Source organism: Flavobacterium sp. C3NV (assembly GCF_046825355.2).
Lineage (GTDB): Bacteria > Bacteroidota > Bacteroidia > Flavobacteriales > Flavobacteriaceae > Flavobacterium.
The window spans coordinates 234,341-252,424 of sequence record NZ_JBKQBJ020000008.1; the positions used below are offsets into that span (position 1 = coordinate 234,341).

The window sequence follows — 18,084 nt, forward strand, 5'->3', positions numbered from 1 at the left end:
CATTAAATAATATTGGAATGTATTTAACTAAAGAGAAAAAAGAAGAGATTTTCGCACAACACGGTGAAGCAACAAACACTGGAAAAGCTGAAGCTCAAATCGCATTGTTTACTTACAGAATTAGTCACTTAACTGAGCACTTGAAAAAAAATCGTCATGATTATAATACTGAGCGTTCATTAGTACTATTAGTAGGTAAAAGAAGATCGTTGCTTGATTACTTGAAAAAGAAAGAGATCAACAGATATCGTGAGATTATCAAAGTATTGAATATCAGAAAATAATCAATATAGAAAAGAGGTGCGAAAGTGCCTCTTTTTGTTTTTACAGATTGTATTTAATTACAAGCATTTTATAAGAAAAAAAGTTTGGTTTTTCATTGGGTTTTAGAATAAACAACAACTACACACAACAACTACAACACAACTAAAACCCATTGTATAACCAATAAGGAAAAATTATGATTCCACAATTATTTGTAGAAAAGATCGATTTAGGTGATGGCAGAAGCATCACAATCGAGACGGGTCGTTTAGCAAAACAAGCTGACGGTTCGGTAGTAGTAAGAATGGGCGACACGATGATACTTGCAACAGCAGTATCTGCACGTAGCGCTAACCCAGCGGTAGACTTTTTACCATTAACGGTAGATTACCGCGAAAAATTTGCAGCAGCTGGTCGTTTTCCAGGTGGTTTCTTCAAGAGAGAAGCTCGCCCAAGCGATAGTGAAGTATTAACAATGAGATTAGTAGACCGTGTTTTACGTCCGCTTTTCCCAGACGATTACCACGCTGAAACACAAGTTATGATTCAATTAATGTCTCATGACGAAACTGTTATGCCTGATGCTTTAGCTGGTTTAGCTGCATCTGCTGCATTAGCTGTTTCAGATATTCCTTTTTACAACTTAATTTCTGAAGTACGTGTTGCACGTATCGACGGTAAGTTTGTAATTAACCCAAGCAGAGAAGACTTAGCAAAATCTGACATCGACATGATGATTGGTGCTTCTATGGACTCAGTTGCAATGGTTGAAGGAGAAATGAAAGAAATCTCAGAAGCAGAAATGGTAGAAGCTATCAAATTTGCTCACGAAGCTATAAAAGTTCAAATTCAGGCTCAATTACGTTTACAAGCTGCTTTTGGTAAAAAAGAAACTCGTACTTACGAAGGTGAGAAAGAAAACGAAGAAATTTACAAAAAAGTAAAAGCTGCAGCTTACGATAAAATTTATGCTATTGCAAAAGTTGGATCGGCTAAGCACGAAAGAACAGCTTCATTTGCTGAAGTAAAAGAAGAAGTAAAAGCTTTATTTACTGAAGAAGAATTAGCTGCTGACGGAGATTTAGTTTCTAAATATTTCTACAAAACAAACAAAGAAGCTGTTCGTAATGTAGTATTAGAATTAGGTATTCGTTTAGATGGTAGAAAAACTACAGACATCAGACCAATCTGGTGTGAAACTGATTATTTACCAAGAGTTCACGGTTCTTCTTTATTTACACGTGGAGAAACTCAGGCTTTGGCTACAGTAACTTTAGGAACTTCAAGAGAAGCAAATCAAATTGATTCTCCATCTGAACAAGGTGAAGAGAAATTCTACTTACACTATAACTTCCCTCCTTTCTCTACTGGTGAAGCAAAACCACTAAGAGGAACTTCAAGAAGAGAAGTTGGTCACGGTAACTTAGCTCAAAGAGCTTTAAAAAACATGATTCCTGCTGATTGTCCTTACACAATTCGTATTGTATCTGAAGTTTTAGAATCTAACGGTTCTTCTTCTATGGCAACAGTTTGTGCAGGAACAATGGCTTTGATGGATGCTGGAGTTCAAATGGTAAAACCAGTTTCTGGAATTGCTATGGGATTGATTACTGATGGTGAGAAATTTGCTGTATTGTCTGATATTTTAGGTGATGAAGATCATTTAGGAGATATGGACTTTAAAGTAACCGGAACTGCTGACGGTATTACAGCTTGTCAAATGGACATTAAAATTGATGGTTTACGTTACGACATTATGGAGCAGGCTTTAGGGCAAGCACGTGAAGGACGTTTACATATTTTAGGAAAATTAACTGAAACTATTGCTGCTCCAAGAGCAGACGTTAAAGCACATTCTCCAAAAATCATCACCAGAACTATTCCTGGAAACTTTATTGGAGCATTAATTGGACCTGGTGGAAAAGTAATTCAGGAATTACAAAAAGCTACAGGAACAACTATTGTAATCAACGAAGTTGATGAGCAAGGTGTTATCGAAATCTTAGGTACAGATCCTGCAGGAATTGAAGCAGTATTAGCTAAAATTCAATCTATTACTTTCAAACCTCAAATGGGCGAAGCTTACGAAGTTAAAGTAATTAAAATGCTTGATTTTGGAGCTGTAGTAGAATATACTGCTGCACCAGGAAACGAAGTATTACTTCACGTATCTGAATTAGCTTGGGAACGCACTGAAAATGTTACTGATGTAGTAAACATGGGAGATGTATTCCAGGTTAAATATTTAGGACTTGATCCTAAAACAAGAAAAGAAAAAGTGTCAAGAAAAGCACTTTTACCAAGACCTCCACGTGAGGAGAAAAAAGAGTAATCAGATCTTAGTTTACTAAAGGTTTATTCATAGAAAACCCCAATTCATTTAGTTGAATTGGGGTTTTTCGTTTAATATTATTAAATAAAAGATTTTTTCATAAGTTTTATATGATTTTTTTAATATTTTTGAGGACCAAAAGCCAAAACATCAAAAATACCAATCCTTTGAAAAAAAATCAAAAAAAACATTATTTTATAATTTTATTTGGATTATTATTAAACATTTTAAATATCAATAGCCAAAATAACAAAGAAATCTCAACCTATAATTGGTTTGATAAAAATTCTGGAAAAGAAGCATTAGATTTCAATAATGGCACCGGGCATTTAAATTTTGATAAAACAATCGATAATGAAAATCGGTACTACATTACTGATGAATTTAAAACCGGCAGTATATCTTACAATGGTCAAAACTACTTTAGTTTAGACTTAAAATATGACATCTTTAAAGATGAACTTATTTTTAGACCTTATATTGAAACTACCCACATCCAAATCAATCTTCTTAAAGAAAAAGTTGACTTTTTTAAAATTGGTAACCAAAAATTTGTCAACTTAAAACTATTACCTTATAGTTTAAAAACTGGTTACTATGAAGAAACGGTAACAGGAAACAACTCCATTCTTTACATTAAATATTACAAAGAGAAAAGAGACATTATAAAAGACGACCATTTTCTAATTAGCTACAAACAAAATTCTGACTTTTTACTATTGAAAGACAATAAGTTTATTTTGATTAATGACAAAAAAGAAATCATAAAATTGTATCCTGAACAAAAAAGAAAAATACAGAATTTCTTTTCTATGAATAAAGATTTAAAAAAGGATAATCCTGGATTATTTATGAAAAATCTAATGAAATACATTAACAATTTTTAATCTCTAGAAAATCATTCATAATGAGAATTTTTACTATTATTTTACTTTTTTTGGGTTTAAATCAGTTACTGTATTCACAAGACCAAAAACCAACCATTAGTATTAACTACAAAAACATTAATCAAATTGAAGTTTTAAAGAAAATTGAAACCTCTACAAATTTTAAATTTTATTTTCAGGAAGAATGGTTTGACAAGAATGTGTTAATTTCCGGAGATTATTCAAATAAAAGTATAGAAGAAATATTATCTAAAATTTTTAAAGAAACTGACCTTAATTTTTTTGTTGATAAAAACAAAATCATTTTTACCAAAAACAGTATTATTTACAATAAATATCCTGTAAAAAGTTCAATAGATTCTAAGAATACGCAAGCTCCTGTTTTTTTTCAACAATACGATTCAGTTAAAAAGAATATACCTGGCACTATTGATGCTCCAATTGCATTAATCGGTAAAGAAGAAGCAAATTCTGATATTGATTTTTATATCCTTTCTGGTCACATCACAGATTTGAAAGACAATAAACCTTTGGCAGATATTACCGTAAAAGAAAAAAACACAAAGACAAGCACTATAACTGACGCATCGGGTTTTTACAGCTTAAAACTTCCAACAGGTATAAGTACTATTGAAGTTGAATCTTTAATTTACAGAAACACTGCGAGAAAAATAATGATCTACAGTAATGGAACACTTGATTTTTCTATTATTGAAAAAATAAATCAGCTTGATGAAGTTTTAGTAAAAGGTAAAAACAGTCAAAATATCAGAACAGCCATAACTGGAGTAACAACAATTCAGGCCGAAGGTGTAAAAAATATTCCACTGGTTCTTGGGGAAAGAGATATACTTAAGGTTGCATTAACGATTCCGGGAATAAAAACGGCAGGTGAAGGATCTTCTGGATTTAGTGTCCGTGGAGGAAAAGAAGACCAAAACTTAGTTCTGCTAGACAATGCAACTCTTTATAACCCTACCCATTTATTTGGTTTTTTCTCTTCTATTAATCCATACACAATAAATAAAGTAGATATTTACAAAGGCGGAATTCCATCTGAATTTGGAGGAAGATTATCATCTGTTTTTGATATCGTTTCTAAAAATGGAAACACAGAAAAAATCTCTGGAGAAGGCGGCATTGGACCTGTAACAAGCAATCTAACAGCTTCAATTCCAGTTGTAAAAGGAAAAGCAAGTTTATTGGTTGGAGGGAGAGCAACTTATTCTGATTGGATTTTAAAGACACTTGACAATGAAGACCTTAAAAACAGTGAAGCCTCTTTTTATGATCTATTTGCTAAATACAATCACAAAATCAATCAACACAACTCGGTTGAAGGAACTGTCTATTACAGTAAAGATTCTTATAATATAACTCCTGACTCTTTATACAAATATAGCAATAGGCTTATTTCCTTGAAATGGAAACATACTTTTAGTGAAAAAACGAACAGCGAATTTAATCTAACCAACAGCGAATATAAATTTAATATTAATTACGATTCAGCTAATCCGGAATCTTTTATTTTTAAATATAAAATAGACGAAACTCAAGCCAGTATAAAATTTAATACAACATACAACTCAAAGCATAAATTTATTTACGGAATCCAAACTAAACTTTACAAAGTTAATCCGGGAGAAATGACACCAAATGGCTCAGCTTCGTTAATAAATCCCCTGAAAGTAGATAACGAAAAAGGATTGGAATCTGCATTATTTTTCTCTGATAAATATCAAATCAGTGAAAAGCTATTACTAGATGTTGGTGCACGATATTCGTTGTATGCGGCTTTAGGAGAATCAATTCAAAAAGTGTATCAAGATGGTGTTCCTTTAACTCCTTCTACTGTAATTGAGGAAAAAACGTATACAAATAATGAAGTTATAAATACTTTCGGAGGTTTCGAACCCAGAATTGGGTTGCGTTATATTTTTGACGAATCCTTTTTTATAAAAGCCGGCTTTGACAAAAACTTTCAATACATCCATTTATTATCAAATAATTCCACTCAGGCACCAACAGATACATGGAAATTATCTGATTTGAATGTAAAGCCCGAAAGCGGTCTGCAATACTCGCTTGGTCTTTTCAAAAAACTCAACAACAATGATATTGAATTAAGTCTAGAAGGTTATTACAAAACATCTAAAAACATCTTAGACTATAAAGTTGGTGCAAATATAATATTGAATCAGGACTTAGAAACTGAATTGCTTCAGGGTGAAGGAAAAGCATATGGAGTAGAATTTTTATTAAAGAAACCAAACGGAAGACTTAATGGATGGATTGGCTATACTTATGCGAGATCCTTTATAAAACTTGACAGTAAGTTTAATGATGAAAAAGTAAATAACGGTGATTATTTTCCTTCAAATTTCGACAAGCCTCATGATGTAAGCATAGTAATGAATTACAAATTTACACATCGCTATAGTTTTTCTTCTAATTTTGTATATCAAACGGGAAGACCCGTAACCTATCCGATTGGAAAATACACCTATAATGGTGCCGAATATACCCTTTACAGCGATCGAAATAAATATAGAATACCCGATTATTACAGACTTGACATTGGCTTGAATATTGAAGGAAATCATAAAATAAAAAAATTAGCACATAGTTTTTGGAATATTTCAATTTATAATGTCTTAGGCCGAAATAATCCGTATTCCATCTTTTTTGTAACAAAAGAAGGACAAATAAAAGCTTATAAAACCTCAATTTTTGCAGTTCCAATACCAACTATTACTTATAATTTTAAATTTTAAAGATTATGAAAAAAATCTTACTCTATAGATTTCTTATAACGATATTGCTCACATTTATTTTTGGATGCACAACTCCATATAACTATCAAGCCAATGGTTTTGAAGATGTTATTGTAATACAGGCAACGATCACAAACGAATATAAATTTCAAGAAATAAAATTGTCGAGAACTTATACACTTGCCGAAAGCACCCCAAAATTTGAACCAGAAGCAGTGGTTTATGTAACGGATGATGCCGGCAATAAATATGAATTTGAAGAAGGTGAAGGAACTTACCTTTCAGTCGCACAATTTCAGGCAAATCCAGACAGACAATACCAATTGCATGTACTGACTAAGAATGGAAAATCATACATATCCAGCACCGAAAAATTAACTACTCAAACTCCAATAGAAAACATCCAGGCAACACCTGTAACAAAAAATGACATTCTTGGGGTTCAAATAACAGTAAATAGCAATGACCCAACAAATACATCTAAATACTACAGATATGAGTATGAAGAAACTTCTAAAATTGTTGCCCCAAAATGGTATTCTATAGAGGCTGTTGTAAAAATGTTTCCCGCAGGATCTAATCCAAAAGGAGAAATAGTTTTTCAGGAAAGATCTAAAGAGAAAGAAGCCAAAATCTGCTTTTCATCTCAGAAGTCTAACACTATATTACTAACAAGTACTAATGATTTATCTGCAGATAAAGTGATTAATTTTCCTTTAAGATTTATCAGCAGTACAGACAATTACATTAGAAACAGATACAGCATATTAGTAAAACAATATGTTCAGAGCCTTGCTTCATACACATTTTATGAAACATTAAAAAACATATCAAGTTCCGGAAGCCTTTTGTCGCAGACTCAACCTGGATTTTTCTCAGGAAACATTAAGGCTGTTGACAATCCCGGCGAAAAAGTAATTGGTTTTTTTGATGTGAGTTCCTATTCTGAAAAAAGATTGTTTTTTAATTTTACAGACATTTTTCCAAAAGAAAAAATTCCTGAATATCAATATTATTGCCCTGAAGAAAGTCAAATTCCGGAGGCATTAATAGATCAATATTATTATAATTATTGTTTCGCTGACAATTCTGTTTGTAAAGGAAATGAAATCTTAGATTTTATCCGAACCGGCGTAAAAATTTATTATCCAAATAAAACCCCATCCTATTTATTGTATTCAATACAATGTGGAGATTGCAGTACTTTTTCATCAAACATAAAACCTTCATTTTGGATAGATTAAAACATTTATTAGTAATAACTTTATTATTAAGCTCCCAGCAAATTATCTTTGCTCAGAATAATACATCCTCTGATGAACTGAATGAAATTGATAAAAATCTAAACGAAACAGTTTTTATTACAACCAATACCAATTCATTCTTAACAGGAGAAACTTTATTATTCAAGATATTCTGCATCGACAAAACAACAAATACACCTACAAATTATAGTAAGATTGCGTATTTTGAGCTTATCGCCAATGATAAAAAAGCGATATCTACACAGAAAGTTTTTCTTGAAAACGGAACTGGAAATGGAGATTTTTTTATCCCCACTACTTTAGAATCCGGAACTTATAAAATAATTGGATATACCAGCTGGATGCTAAATAAAACTATTGACAATTATTTTAGTGCTGATATTTACATTATAAATCCTTATAAAGAAAAATTAGCAGACATAAGTACTCAGGATGGAGCAACAATTTCTGAACACATAACAGATGCTAATATTTCTTTTGAACTTAAAAACAAAACGTTTGAAAACAGAGCCTCGATTGATCTAAAAATCAAAACTGTTTCTGATGATTTTGCAAAAGGAAATTATACCGTATCGGTTAGAAAAGCAGATGGTTTTTCGGCACAAAAAAAGATGTCTTTTAGAGATTATCAAACAGCAATTCAAAATAAAGCTCCTGATAACACCATTAACAACCTTAACTTTGTACTTCCGGAATTACGTGGAGAAATTATCACAGGAAGATTAAAATCTGTTTCGGAAGAAATTAAAAACAAAAAAGTGGCTTTATCAATTGTTGGAAAAGACTACGATTTAAAATTAGCTAAAACAGATGAGCAAGGTCGATTTGCATTTAATTTAGAAAAATCAAATACAACACCAAATATCATAGTTCAAGTACTTGAAAACGATAAAGAAAATTACACAATTGAAATTGACAAAACAAAAGAAAAAGATTTCTCAAGTCTCACCTTTTCTAATCTTCAATTGAACTCAGAATCAAATAAAAATATAACTGAAAGACTGATTTCCAGTCAAGTTGAAAATGCTTATTACAGCGCAAAAAAAGACAGCCTAATTTCTCCTGATAAATTTGTTGCATTTTTTGGTTCTTCAACTACAGAATACAAATTTGATGACTTTACAAGATTTTCGACGATGGAAGAAACCATTACCGAAATTATAACGGGTGTTGTGTTTAGAAAAGAAGACAAAAAATATAAACTAATTGTTTACGATAACGACAAAAACTTTAACTCTAGCCTACCTCCTTTGGTTACAGTTGACGGCTTGATTCTTGAAGATTTGAATGAATTTTTTACTTATAACCCTAAAAATCTGTACAAAGTAAATGTAGTCAAAGGACTTTATTATTATGGTTCAAAATCATTTAACGGAATAGTTTGTTTTGCTACAAAAAATGGTGATTATGATACTAATTTAAAAGGAAGTTTTATAATTAGACCAGAAATTTTGAGGCCCATTAGCAAAAAAGAATATTTTCAGCCTAATTATACAAACAATAAAAACACAAGAATCCCAGATTACAGACACCAGCTTTTATGGCTGCCAAATACTAATTTAAACAATATAAACTCAACTATACAATTTTACACATCAGATGTGTCTGGTAAATTTGAAATAGTCTTAGAAGGTTTTTCAGCAAGCGGCAAACCTGTGTATATAAAAGAGATTATCGATGTAAAAGAGACCATTTTTAATTAAAATTAAAACCCCAATTCATTTGTTTGAATTGGGGTTTTCGTTTAAAATACCTAACATTAAATCAATTAAAAAGATTATTCTTCTTGAAGGGAATTTTATTTCGAATTAAATAAGCATGATAACAACTTGGCACACAAAAGTCCCTTATGGGAGAATCAGAATAATAAATTTGTTTTTTTTAACAGAGTAAACAGAAAGATAGATTATTATATTGAAAAGGTAAATTCGCAAGTCGATCTCTTTTTTTAATGCATATTCTGCTAAAGATTTTCATAGAAAACCCTAATTCATTTACTTGAATTAGGGTTTTTATTTTATTGAAGAACAGCACTATTAAGGAAAATCACAAAAAAATCAACAAACCTTATTTTTAACGGGAATTAAACTAAAAAAACATATCTTTTTCACTCTTTTATTCAAAGAAAAAAAATATCTTTAGCCTACCAAAAATAAACGTATTAACCCTAAAAACCCTATTATGGAATTTAAAGTTATCCAGCTTACAAAAATTAATACCCTAGATTTCAAATTCACTGACACAGAAAATCTTACTTTACCAGTTCCTCCCTTAGCTTCGGCAAACCATTTTACAGACAAAGAAGGAGTAGACACATTAAAAATCTGTGCCACTATATACATTAATTCTAAAGATTCTAAAACTCCGGTTGTTGGAAGTTTATCAGAAGATGGTAATGTTTTCGAAATTTATTTTGACTACGATTGGGATGACTCTTCACCAGAAACTTATGATGTTTGGTATATAGAAATTGACTATACTTCTACAACCGTTGGAAATATCACAGAAGTTACATCTTATTTAAAAAATTTAAATTCAACAACTCATGTAGGCGGAGGTTTAGGAGATGATCCTAAAACTTCAAGAGGAACAAAAACAAGTTTAGGAGATTAATTTAAAAAATAAATGGCCACTTGATTTATAGATTTGCATTATTTTTCATTGATAATTATATCTACCATCTCATAGATAATTAATATAATCAATTTTTAGTGATTTTGTAAAATATCAATAATGATTCAAAAAACACACAACTTTCTTTTATTGTTTCTTTTTTTACCATCAATAATTTTCTCGCAGCAAGAAAGAAAGAAGAATTATTTTGATATTGCTATTCAAAAAAAGGCAAATTCATTAAAAAAAGAAATTAACTTTAAAAAAGCACAATACTTTTTTTTAAAAGAAGAATGGGATTCTACATTAGTTTATTCGATGAAGCAATTGAATTCTAATCCTGATTTAGAAACAAAAGAATATTGTCATTATTTCAGAGGCTTTTCATTAAAAAAGAAAGAGCTCTACAAACAAGCACATGTTGAATTTGGCCTTATAAACAAATCTTTCCAATATTATTATCTAGTAGATAATAATATTGGAGGCTTGTTTTATTTTGAAGAAAATTTCGAAAAAGCAATTGTTTATTTTTTGAAAGCTGAAAAAGAAATATTAAGCCATAAAGATGAAAGTGAAATAGCAACTTTATATGAAAATATCGGAATCTGTTATTTGCATCTAAAGCAATTTGCCGTTGCAGAATCTTATTTTAAAAAAGATGCTATTTTAAATCCCAAGCAGGTTACAAAAAATGTAGTCCGATCTTATATCAATATTGCAAATCTTTATTATCTACAATATAAAGACCAACAAGCAATATATTATTTTCAAAAAGCTTATACATTATCTAAAAACATAAAAAATTTCAAGTTAAAAGAAAATTCAGCATTCAACATGGCTGTCGTAGAAGAAAATAGAAATAATTACAAAAAAGCTCTAGATTACAGAAAAGAAGCAGAGGATTGGAAAGACTCCTTAAATAACCAAAATAAAATATGGGCAGTAGCTGATTTTGAGAAAAAATTTGCCGTTGCTCAAAAACAAAAACAAATTAAAGTATTAGAAGTCGAGAACAAGCTTAAAAACACTCAACGCAATGGTTTCTTTTTCGCCGCAATAGGTTTATTACTAATTCTCACCGGAGGAGTTTATCTGTACGGTCAAAAGGTAAAAAATGCAAAAACTATTTTACTTCAAAAAAACAAATTAGATGAACTTAACGCTACTAAAGATCAGTTATTTTCTATCGTTAGTCATGATTTACGCTCATCGGTAAATGCATTAAAAACAAGTAATGCTAAATTATCAGCTACACTCGAAACTAAAAATTATGATGAACTTCATCAGCTTATCATCCAGAATAGCACCATTGCCAATGGCGCTTACAGTTTATTAGACAATTTACTGCATTGGGCGATGCTGCAAACCAAACAATTGTACTTTCATAAGGAATCTATTCATTTGTATTCTATTGTACAGCAAATCGAATACAACTACAAACCTTTGCTTTTGGATAAAGCGATTACTTTTGAAAATTCGGTTTCGAAAAATATCTTTATTTTTGTAGATCTTGATTCTTTAAAAATTGTACTTCGGAATTTATTAGATAATGCTATTAAATTTTCTAATGAAAATGGCAAAATAAGTTTTTACACCCAGGAAACCAATCCTGATTTTTGCGATCTTATAATAGAAGATAACGGAATTGGAATGAGCGAAAACACTATTAAAGAATTACTACAAGAAGGAGAACTTTTAGCTAAAAAAAGCAACTCTGAAATTATAGGAACTGGTTTAGGATTGCAACTGTGCAAACAAATGATCAGGAAAAATAGCGGAACTTTAGTTATAGAAAGTGAGATTAACAAGGGAACTAAAATGATATTAAGCTTCCCGAAAACAAAAACAAATGGATAACATTAATGTTTTAATCATAGAAGATACTCCTGAGCAAAGCGATGCGCTTGCTAAAGTTCTGGTAGAAAACAATTATAACATTACAGGCGTTGCAGCCAACTTTACCGATGCATTAAAACTTTTTTACGAGAATACGGTAGATATCATTATTATAGATGTTTTTCTGGACGGAAAACCAGACGGAATCACCTTTGCTGAATCTATTAATATTATTCCTAACGCTTCTAAACCATTTGTGTTTTTGACCAGTTCGCAAGATCGTCAAATTTTTGAAAGGGCAAAGCTTACCAAGCCTTTTAGTTTTTTGATGAAACCTTTTAACGAACTCGAAATTCTCTACGCTATAGAAATGGCTGTCGAAAAATTCTATGCTCAAACGAATGTTTTTATGAGCGAAGAACAAGATACCGTAATTAGCAATGATTATTTGTTTATAAAGAAGAAAAACTCACTAAAAAAAGTCGCCATAAACGACATTTTATATATCGAAGTCGAAGAACGCTATTGCAATATTATTACCGAAAAGGAAAAATTTGTCATTCAGATCTCTCTCACTAAAATCAGTAATTTATTAGATAAAAATAAATTCGTAAAAACACATCGCAATACGATTGTCAATAAAGATAAAATTGAAGAAATTATTTTGGCCGACAATCTTATTATCTTAAAAGGAGACCACAAAATAAACCTTAGTGATACCTATAAAGATTTTCTAAAAAAGATGAATATTCTGTCTTAGTACAATTAATTCCTAACTATACAAATCCTCTCTATCCCGGGAGGATTTTTTTTGCTTTTGCAGGAAATATCCCAAACCCGAAAGATTTCATGACAAAAAAAATGGCTTTCGTGACATTTTTAACTCCCAACAAAAAATTCGAAATTACTTTTACCTCAAGAAACCCCAAATGCTATAACCATAAATGAGAATCGCACTAACCAAACAACCAGACATGAAAATTTTATCTGTTCTAAAAAAAATAAAAAATAATCCTTGGGTTGGTATTGCTGTTTCTTTAACATTAATAATTCCGAGTTTATACGAAATCCTTGATGATGTTACTGTACTTCGAAAAGAATATGTTTTACTTATTCTTGGGTTTCCATTATATATAAAATCATTAAAAAAGATATTCGACGACATGCTTGATGTCTATGATGACATATCTGAATAAAAAAACGTATAAGATAATTTAGAATCTCGTTTGCCCCGTTCTTCTTTATATCCAGAGTTCCAATTCGTCATTCTTGAATTGGAACTTTTTATTTTTTATTATTTCCCACGCAACCTTTTTGATTTTAAGCTACTATTAATTAAAACCAAGCTAAAAATAATCAAAATGATAAACTTTATAAAAACAACCACAGTAGTAATTTCTTTATTAGTAATCGCTTTAATATTCGGATGTTCTAATTTCGATGATAACTGGCGCGAAACAGCAAGTATAGATACGGGAACACCTGGCAAAATAATCGAAAAAAGTTCTGAGCTGTATAACACTTTGCAAAAAGCAACAACCAGCAAAGCTCTTGAAGGCGGAGAAGTTCCTCCTTGCGTAGAATTTGTTTATCCTTTAAGTTTAAGAGTGTATGACAATAATTTAAACGGTATAGGCTCCACAAATATACGCAGCGATGTCGAATTTAGTAAAGTTCTCGAAAACCTTCCAACCGGGCAATCTTTGAGTATAAGTTATCCTATAGCGACAACTTTAGAAGATGGTACAGAGTATACAGTTAATAATAATACCGAATTGGCTATTGCCCTAAACAATTGCAGCAGAGAGGACATTATAAGATATTATAATGATTTGTTCATTCCTCCTACTCAAAATCCTATCAACTATTTCTGGAGAGTTAAATATTCTGAGGCTGGAGATAATACTTATTTTAGCGGAAGCTTTTTAGTAAGTCCGGGGGGGTATTTGCAATTTTATTATAATCATCAAAAATATGACGGAACATTTTTCTTTTTATTTGTAGATGATAAACTTCACATAAACATTAATTTAGAAGGAGATTCTGAAGTGGTGAAATATTGGAATATTGACCGCGAAGTAGAAGTAGACGGAGTTAATATTACAATAAAGAAAGCCCCTAAAGACATCAAACTCGAACTTATATACGAATCGAGAAAAGAATATAAAGTTGGAGATGTTGGTCCCGCAAAAGGAATCGTTTTTTACGACAAAGGCGAATACACTTTTGGATGGAGATACATGGAAGTTGCTACAAAAAATCTAAAAGATTCTGAATGGGGATGCGCAACTTCGCCTATATCAAATGCAAGAAATACAGAATTAGGAAGTGGGCTTTATAACACCGCACAAATAATAAATTACCATGATAATTTGGCCAATTACTATTTAAATCCTTCGGTTTGCAATAGTGCAAATAACGGAACTCTATTGGCAAAAGATGCTGTAAAACAAATTCAGGATGTTTTTATCGATTGGTTTCTGCCTTCTGCAGATGAACTTGATTTGGTATACAAAAACCTATATTTAAACAATTTAGGAAATTTCCAGGATTCAGTGTACTGGAGCTCTACAGAAATTGATGCAAATACGGTGTCTACAGTTGATTTTAAAACCGGAGAAAAAACCGTTACATCAAAAATTCCGGAAAAAGGTACGATCAAAGCCAGAGCAATAAGATACTTTTAATTTAATTTCAGAAAGGTTATTCTAATTCCTATATTTAAAAACCATTAAACATTTTCATTTTTGAATTTAGATCAACTCATAAAAGGGTGCATTAAGCAAAACCGGAAATCACAGGAAGAACTCTATAACTTATATTACAAAATTCTCTTTGTAACGAGTTTAAAGTACTGTACAAACGATTCTGAAGCTGAAGATAATCTTCATGACGCTTTTATTGAGATATTCACCAATATCAAAAATTATAAGGGGTCCGGAAGTTTTGAAGGTTGGATGAAACGAATTACAATCAATAAAGCCATAAGCCGATATAGAAATTCTTCCTTTTTAGCCCCTATTAAAGACGACATTTCTCAAGATGTTTTTGTAGAAGAAAATGAAATAGACCTTTCACTGGATTATATGTTATTACTTATACAAGAACTCCCCCATCAATATAGATTGGTTTTTAACTTATACGAATTAGACGAATACTCCCATAAAGAAATTGCTATAATGCTATCGATAAGCGAAAGTACTTCGAAATCTAATTTACACAGAGCCAAAATAATTTTAAAAGAAAAAATCACTTCAAAAAAGCCATTCCATAACTATAAATCGAACCATGGAAAATAAAAACGAAATAGGAAAAATATTCAAGGATAAATTGGTACTTCTAGACAAGAAACCAAGTGATAATCTATGGGCATCAATTGAAACTGATTTAAACAAAAAAAGAAAAAGAAAAATTTTATTCTGGCTTTTACCAACCTTATTAAGTGCCGTTATAGCAACTTCAATCTTATTTTTAGTCCAAACGGAAAAAGACAAAACTAATATTGAAAATTTTCAGGAAAAAGACAGAACTATTTCTAAGTCTACTTCCGTTCAGGATAAAGATAAAACATTTAAAGCAAAACAAACGACAGCATCTCAATCTGGGAAATCTGTAAATGAAAAAACAATAAAAGTTCGGGATTCTAAAGCAAATTTAGCTGTATCCCAACCTAAACCAACAACAAAAACAACAATAGGGCCCTCTACCGAAACAAAAACTACCATTAAAAAAAGCCAATCGCAGAAATTAATAAAACAATCATCAAAATTAATAGCATCTACAGATGAATATGAAGAATATGAAGTAGTAAAAAAATACCGGGTAATTGTAAAAAAGAACCAAACAGTTACCACAACTCATAAAATTTCTAAAAGTAAAACGACGAAAACAATACCGAAAAAAAATACCATTATCAGCCCTAAAAAGAAAGTTATTGTTTCAAAAAAGAAATCAACAAATACAACTCAAAAGAGTTCTGAAATAATTACACCTACTGCGGCAGATTCAATTCAGAATAAAAACTCTTTGAAAAAAGAGATCATAAATAAGCCTTGGGTCAATAAGCCCGAAAATGATTCTATTAAAAAAGACAGCGTACTTAAAAAACAGGAAAAAAAACCAAATCCCAAACGTGAATACGTAAAAAGGGAATATCCGAAGCAAAAGAGTGAAACAGATCCTGAATACTCTGTTTCTGCATATTATGGGCCAGCGATTTCCGGATCATTGGCAAAGGAATCCATGATCAACAAAAGTTTTAATGATTTCTCCAAAAGCCACCCTATAACATCTCATTACGGATTTTACTTTAAATCGATGTATGGTAAAATTGGATTTAAAGTGGGTGTTGCCAAAATAAATTTAAAAACTGGTGCCACCGTCAATGATCCATCTGCCTTAAGATATGAAAACATAATAATGAATAATTATAACAGCGTAGATATTGATAATTTTATTAAAAATGATGGCGAAGGAAAATTTGAACAAAAAATTTCTTATTATGAAATGCCCTTAGAATTTAATTATGCCTTAAAAAAAGACGAAAGCCGTTTTGGTGCAGAAGCATTTACAGGTTTTAGTATTTTAATTTTGGATAAAAATGAATTATCCTTTTCTTCGGAAAGCTTTAAAAATCAAAAAATTGGAGAACTAAAAAATCTCTCAGAAACCAATTTGTCTTTTAATCTGGGATTAGGCTTTAATTATAAACTTTCAGAAAAATTTCAGCTTGATTTCAATCCAATTTTCAAATATTATCTTACCACATATAATGAAGATAACACAGTAAAACCTTATAGTTTATCGATACAATCTGGCGTAACATATAAATTTTAAAAAATATTTTCGTTTAGTTGTAACTTTTTTGATACTTCATACGTATAATCATTTGTACACTTAAAAATTGAGGAGACAAAAAACATGAGACAACTTAAAATCACCAAGCAGGTAACCAATCGTGAAACTGCATCGTTAGACAAATACCTACAAGAAATTGGAAAAGTTGACCTAATTACCGCTGATGAAGAGGTAGAATTAGCACAAAGAATAAAGGCTGGTGATCAAAGAGCTTTAGAAAAATTAACAAAAGCCAACCTACGTTTCGTTGTATCGGTTGCTAAACAATATCAAAATCAAGGATTAACTCTTCCGGATTTAATTAATGAAGGAAACTTAGGTTTAATTAAAGCGGCTCAACGTTTTGATGAAACTCGTGGTTTCAAATTCATCTCTTACGCTGTATGGTGGATTCGTCAATCGATCCTTCAGGCTTTGGCTGAACAATCCCGTATTGTTCGTTTACCATTAAACAAAATTGGTTCTATCAATAAAATCAACAAAATGTATGCGTTATTAGAGCAATCTAACGAGCGTCCGCCTTCTGCTGAAGAAATTGCAAAAGAACTTGACATGACTGTAAATGATGTAAAAGAGTCTATGAAAAACTCTGGTCGTCACTTATCTATGGATGCACCTCTTGTTGAAGGTGAAGATTCTAACCTTTATGACGTTTTACGTTCTGGAGAATCTCCAAACCCGGACAGAGAGCTTATTCACGAATCATTACGTACTGAAATCGAGCGTTCATTAGAAACATTAACTCCTAGAGAGGCAGATGTTGTTCGTTTGTATTTTGGTCTTGGCGATCAACACCCAATGACTTTAGAAGAAATTGGAGAAACTTTCGACCTAACTCGTGAGCGTGTTCGTCAGATTAAAGAAAAAGCAATCCGCAGATTAAAACATACTTCAAGAAGTAAAATCCTTAAAACTTACTTAGGATAATATAAAGAAATTAAGTTTCAATATTAAAATTCCAAATTCCAATTATTGTTGGGATTTGGAATTTATTGCGATAATGCTTATATTGGACTTTAAAGCAAACAACAGTTTGATTGACTGTTCGTTTTTTGATTGATGATTGAAACTCCGGCTGATTACCGGAGTTTTTTATTGGCCTTAATTGAAAATTCATTTAACCGCAAAGATTCTGTGTTGATTTCCAATTTTAAATCTTAATTTTTATTAATTTTGTTTTTCAAGACAGTCATTGAGCTAGTCTCTATAGCGTGCTAAACCTTATGTGTTTTCACGCTATTTTTTTATTGTATAAT

The 18,084-nt window shown here is 31.1% G+C and carries 14 protein-coding genes; all 14 read left to right on the plus strand.

From position 1 onward, the window contains the following. Nucleotides 1–17: 17 nt before the first annotated feature. A complete protein-coding gene (rpsO, locus tag ACIDC4_RS13840) occupies nt 18–284 on the plus strand; it encodes a 30S ribosomal protein S15 (protein ID WP_041516556.1) in 267 nt (88 codons plus the stop codon). Between the two features lie 176 nt (nt 285–460). Further along, entirely contained in the window at nt 461–2,596 is a 2,136-nt protein-coding gene (locus ACIDC4_RS13845) for a polyribonucleotide nucleotidyltransferase (RefSeq protein WP_412043078.1), read from the plus strand. 167 nt (nt 2,597–2,763) lie between these two features. Next, nucleotides 2,764–3,483 carry a hypothetical protein gene (locus ACIDC4_RS13850; protein ID WP_412043077.1) on the plus strand — a complete coding sequence of 240 codons (720 nt, stop codon included), beginning with the start codon at nt 2,764–2,766 and terminating at the stop codon, nt 3,481–3,483. A 20-nt stretch (nt 3,484–3,503) separates the two neighbouring features. After that, nucleotides 3,504–6,257 (plus strand): TonB-dependent receptor, encoded by a 2,754-nt coding sequence (locus ACIDC4_RS13855; protein WP_412043076.1) that lies wholly within the window; start codon nt 3,504–3,506, stop codon nt 6,255–6,257. 5 nt (nt 6,258–6,262) lie between these two features. Continuing rightward, entirely contained in the window at nt 6,263–7,501 is a 1,239-nt protein-coding gene (locus tag ACIDC4_RS13860) for a DUF4249 domain-containing protein (protein WP_412043075.1), read from the plus strand. After that, nucleotides 7,489–9,225 carry a hypothetical protein gene (locus tag ACIDC4_RS13865; protein ID WP_412043074.1) on the plus strand — a complete coding sequence of 579 codons (1,737 nt, stop codon included), beginning with the start codon at nt 7,489–7,491 and terminating at the stop codon, nt 9,223–9,225. Before ACIDC4_RS13860 ends, ACIDC4_RS13865 begins: the two co-directional genes overlap by 13 nt. 478 nt (nt 9,226–9,703) lie before the next feature. Then, nucleotides 9,704–10,135, plus strand: coding sequence for a hypothetical protein (locus ACIDC4_RS13870; RefSeq protein ID WP_412043073.1), 432 nt, complete (start codon nt 9,704–9,706; stop codon nt 10,133–10,135). A gap of 120 nt (nt 10,136–10,255) precedes the next feature. Then, on the plus strand, nt 10,256–11,992 hold the full coding sequence (locus ACIDC4_RS13875; protein ID WP_412043072.1) for a tetratricopeptide repeat-containing sensor histidine kinase: 1,737 nt from the start codon (nt 10,256–10,258) through the stop codon (nt 11,990–11,992). Further along, nucleotides 11,985–12,731 carry a LytR/AlgR family response regulator transcription factor gene (locus ACIDC4_RS13880; RefSeq protein WP_412043071.1) on the plus strand — a complete coding sequence of 249 codons (747 nt, stop codon included), beginning with the start codon at nt 11,985–11,987 and terminating at the stop codon, nt 12,729–12,731. Before ACIDC4_RS13875 ends, ACIDC4_RS13880 begins: the two co-directional genes overlap by 8 nt. Before the next feature lie 214 nt (nt 12,732–12,945). Then, nucleotides 12,946–13,167 carry a hypothetical protein gene (locus ACIDC4_RS13885; protein ID WP_488381146.1) on the plus strand — a complete coding sequence of 74 codons (222 nt, stop codon included), beginning with the start codon at nt 12,946–12,948 and terminating at the stop codon, nt 13,165–13,167. Nucleotides 13,168–13,332: 165 nt separating this feature from the next. Beyond that, nucleotides 13,333–14,658, plus strand: coding sequence for a hypothetical protein (locus ACIDC4_RS13890; protein WP_412043069.1), 1,326 nt, complete (start codon nt 13,333–13,335; stop codon nt 14,656–14,658). A gap of 60 nt (nt 14,659–14,718) precedes the next feature. Continuing rightward, nucleotides 14,719–15,270 carry an RNA polymerase sigma factor gene (locus ACIDC4_RS13895; RefSeq protein ID WP_412043068.1) on the plus strand — a complete coding sequence of 184 codons (552 nt, stop codon included), beginning with the start codon at nt 14,719–14,721 and terminating at the stop codon, nt 15,268–15,270. Beyond that, entirely contained in the window at nt 15,260–16,807 is a 1,548-nt protein-coding gene (locus ACIDC4_RS13900; RefSeq protein WP_412043067.1) for a hypothetical protein, read from the plus strand. The genes ACIDC4_RS13895 and ACIDC4_RS13900 overlap by 11 nt, the downstream gene beginning before the upstream one ends. Before the next feature lie 84 nt (nt 16,808–16,891). Continuing rightward, complete coding sequence (locus ACIDC4_RS13905) at nt 16,892–17,755, plus strand: sigma-70 family RNA polymerase sigma factor (RefSeq protein ID WP_007804760.1); 864 nt, start codon at nt 16,892–16,894, stop codon at nt 17,753–17,755. The last annotated feature ends 329 nt before the right edge of the window (nt 17,756–18,084 follow it).

Coding starts and splice junctions, on each gene's coding strand:
- ACIDC4_RS13845 (WP_412043078.1), top strand. CDS start 461: ATGATTCCACAATTATTTGTAGAAAAGATCGATTTAGGTGATGGCAGA.
- ACIDC4_RS13905 (WP_007804760.1), top strand. CDS start 16,892: ATGAGACAACTTAAAATCACCAAGCAGGTAACCAATCGTGAAACTGCA.
- ACIDC4_RS13870 (WP_412043073.1), top strand. CDS start 9,704: ATGGAATTTAAAGTTATCCAGCTTACAAAAATTAATACCCTAGATTTC.
- ACIDC4_RS13855 (WP_412043076.1), top strand. CDS start 3,504: ATGAGAATTTTTACTATTATTTTACTTTTTTTGGGTTTAAATCAGTTA.
- ACIDC4_RS13890 (WP_412043069.1), top strand. CDS start 13,333: ATGATAAACTTTATAAAAACAACCACAGTAGTAATTTCTTTATTAGTA.
- ACIDC4_RS13860 (WP_412043075.1), top strand. CDS start 6,263: ATGAAAAAAATCTTACTCTATAGATTTCTTATAACGATATTGCTCACA.
- ACIDC4_RS13885 (WP_488381146.1), top strand. CDS start 12,946: ATGAAAATTTTATCTGTTCTAAAAAAAATAAAAAATAATCCTTGGGTT.
- ACIDC4_RS13880 (WP_412043071.1), top strand. CDS start 11,985: ATGGATAACATTAATGTTTTAATCATAGAAGATACTCCTGAGCAAAGC.
- ACIDC4_RS13900 (WP_412043067.1), top strand. CDS start 15,260: ATGGAAAATAAAAACGAAATAGGAAAAATATTCAAGGATAAATTGGTA.
- rpsO (WP_041516556.1), top strand. CDS start 18: ATGTATTTAACTAAAGAGAAAAAAGAAGAGATTTTCGCACAACACGGT.
- ACIDC4_RS13875 (WP_412043072.1), top strand. CDS start 10,256: ATGATTCAAAAAACACACAACTTTCTTTTATTGTTTCTTTTTTTACCA.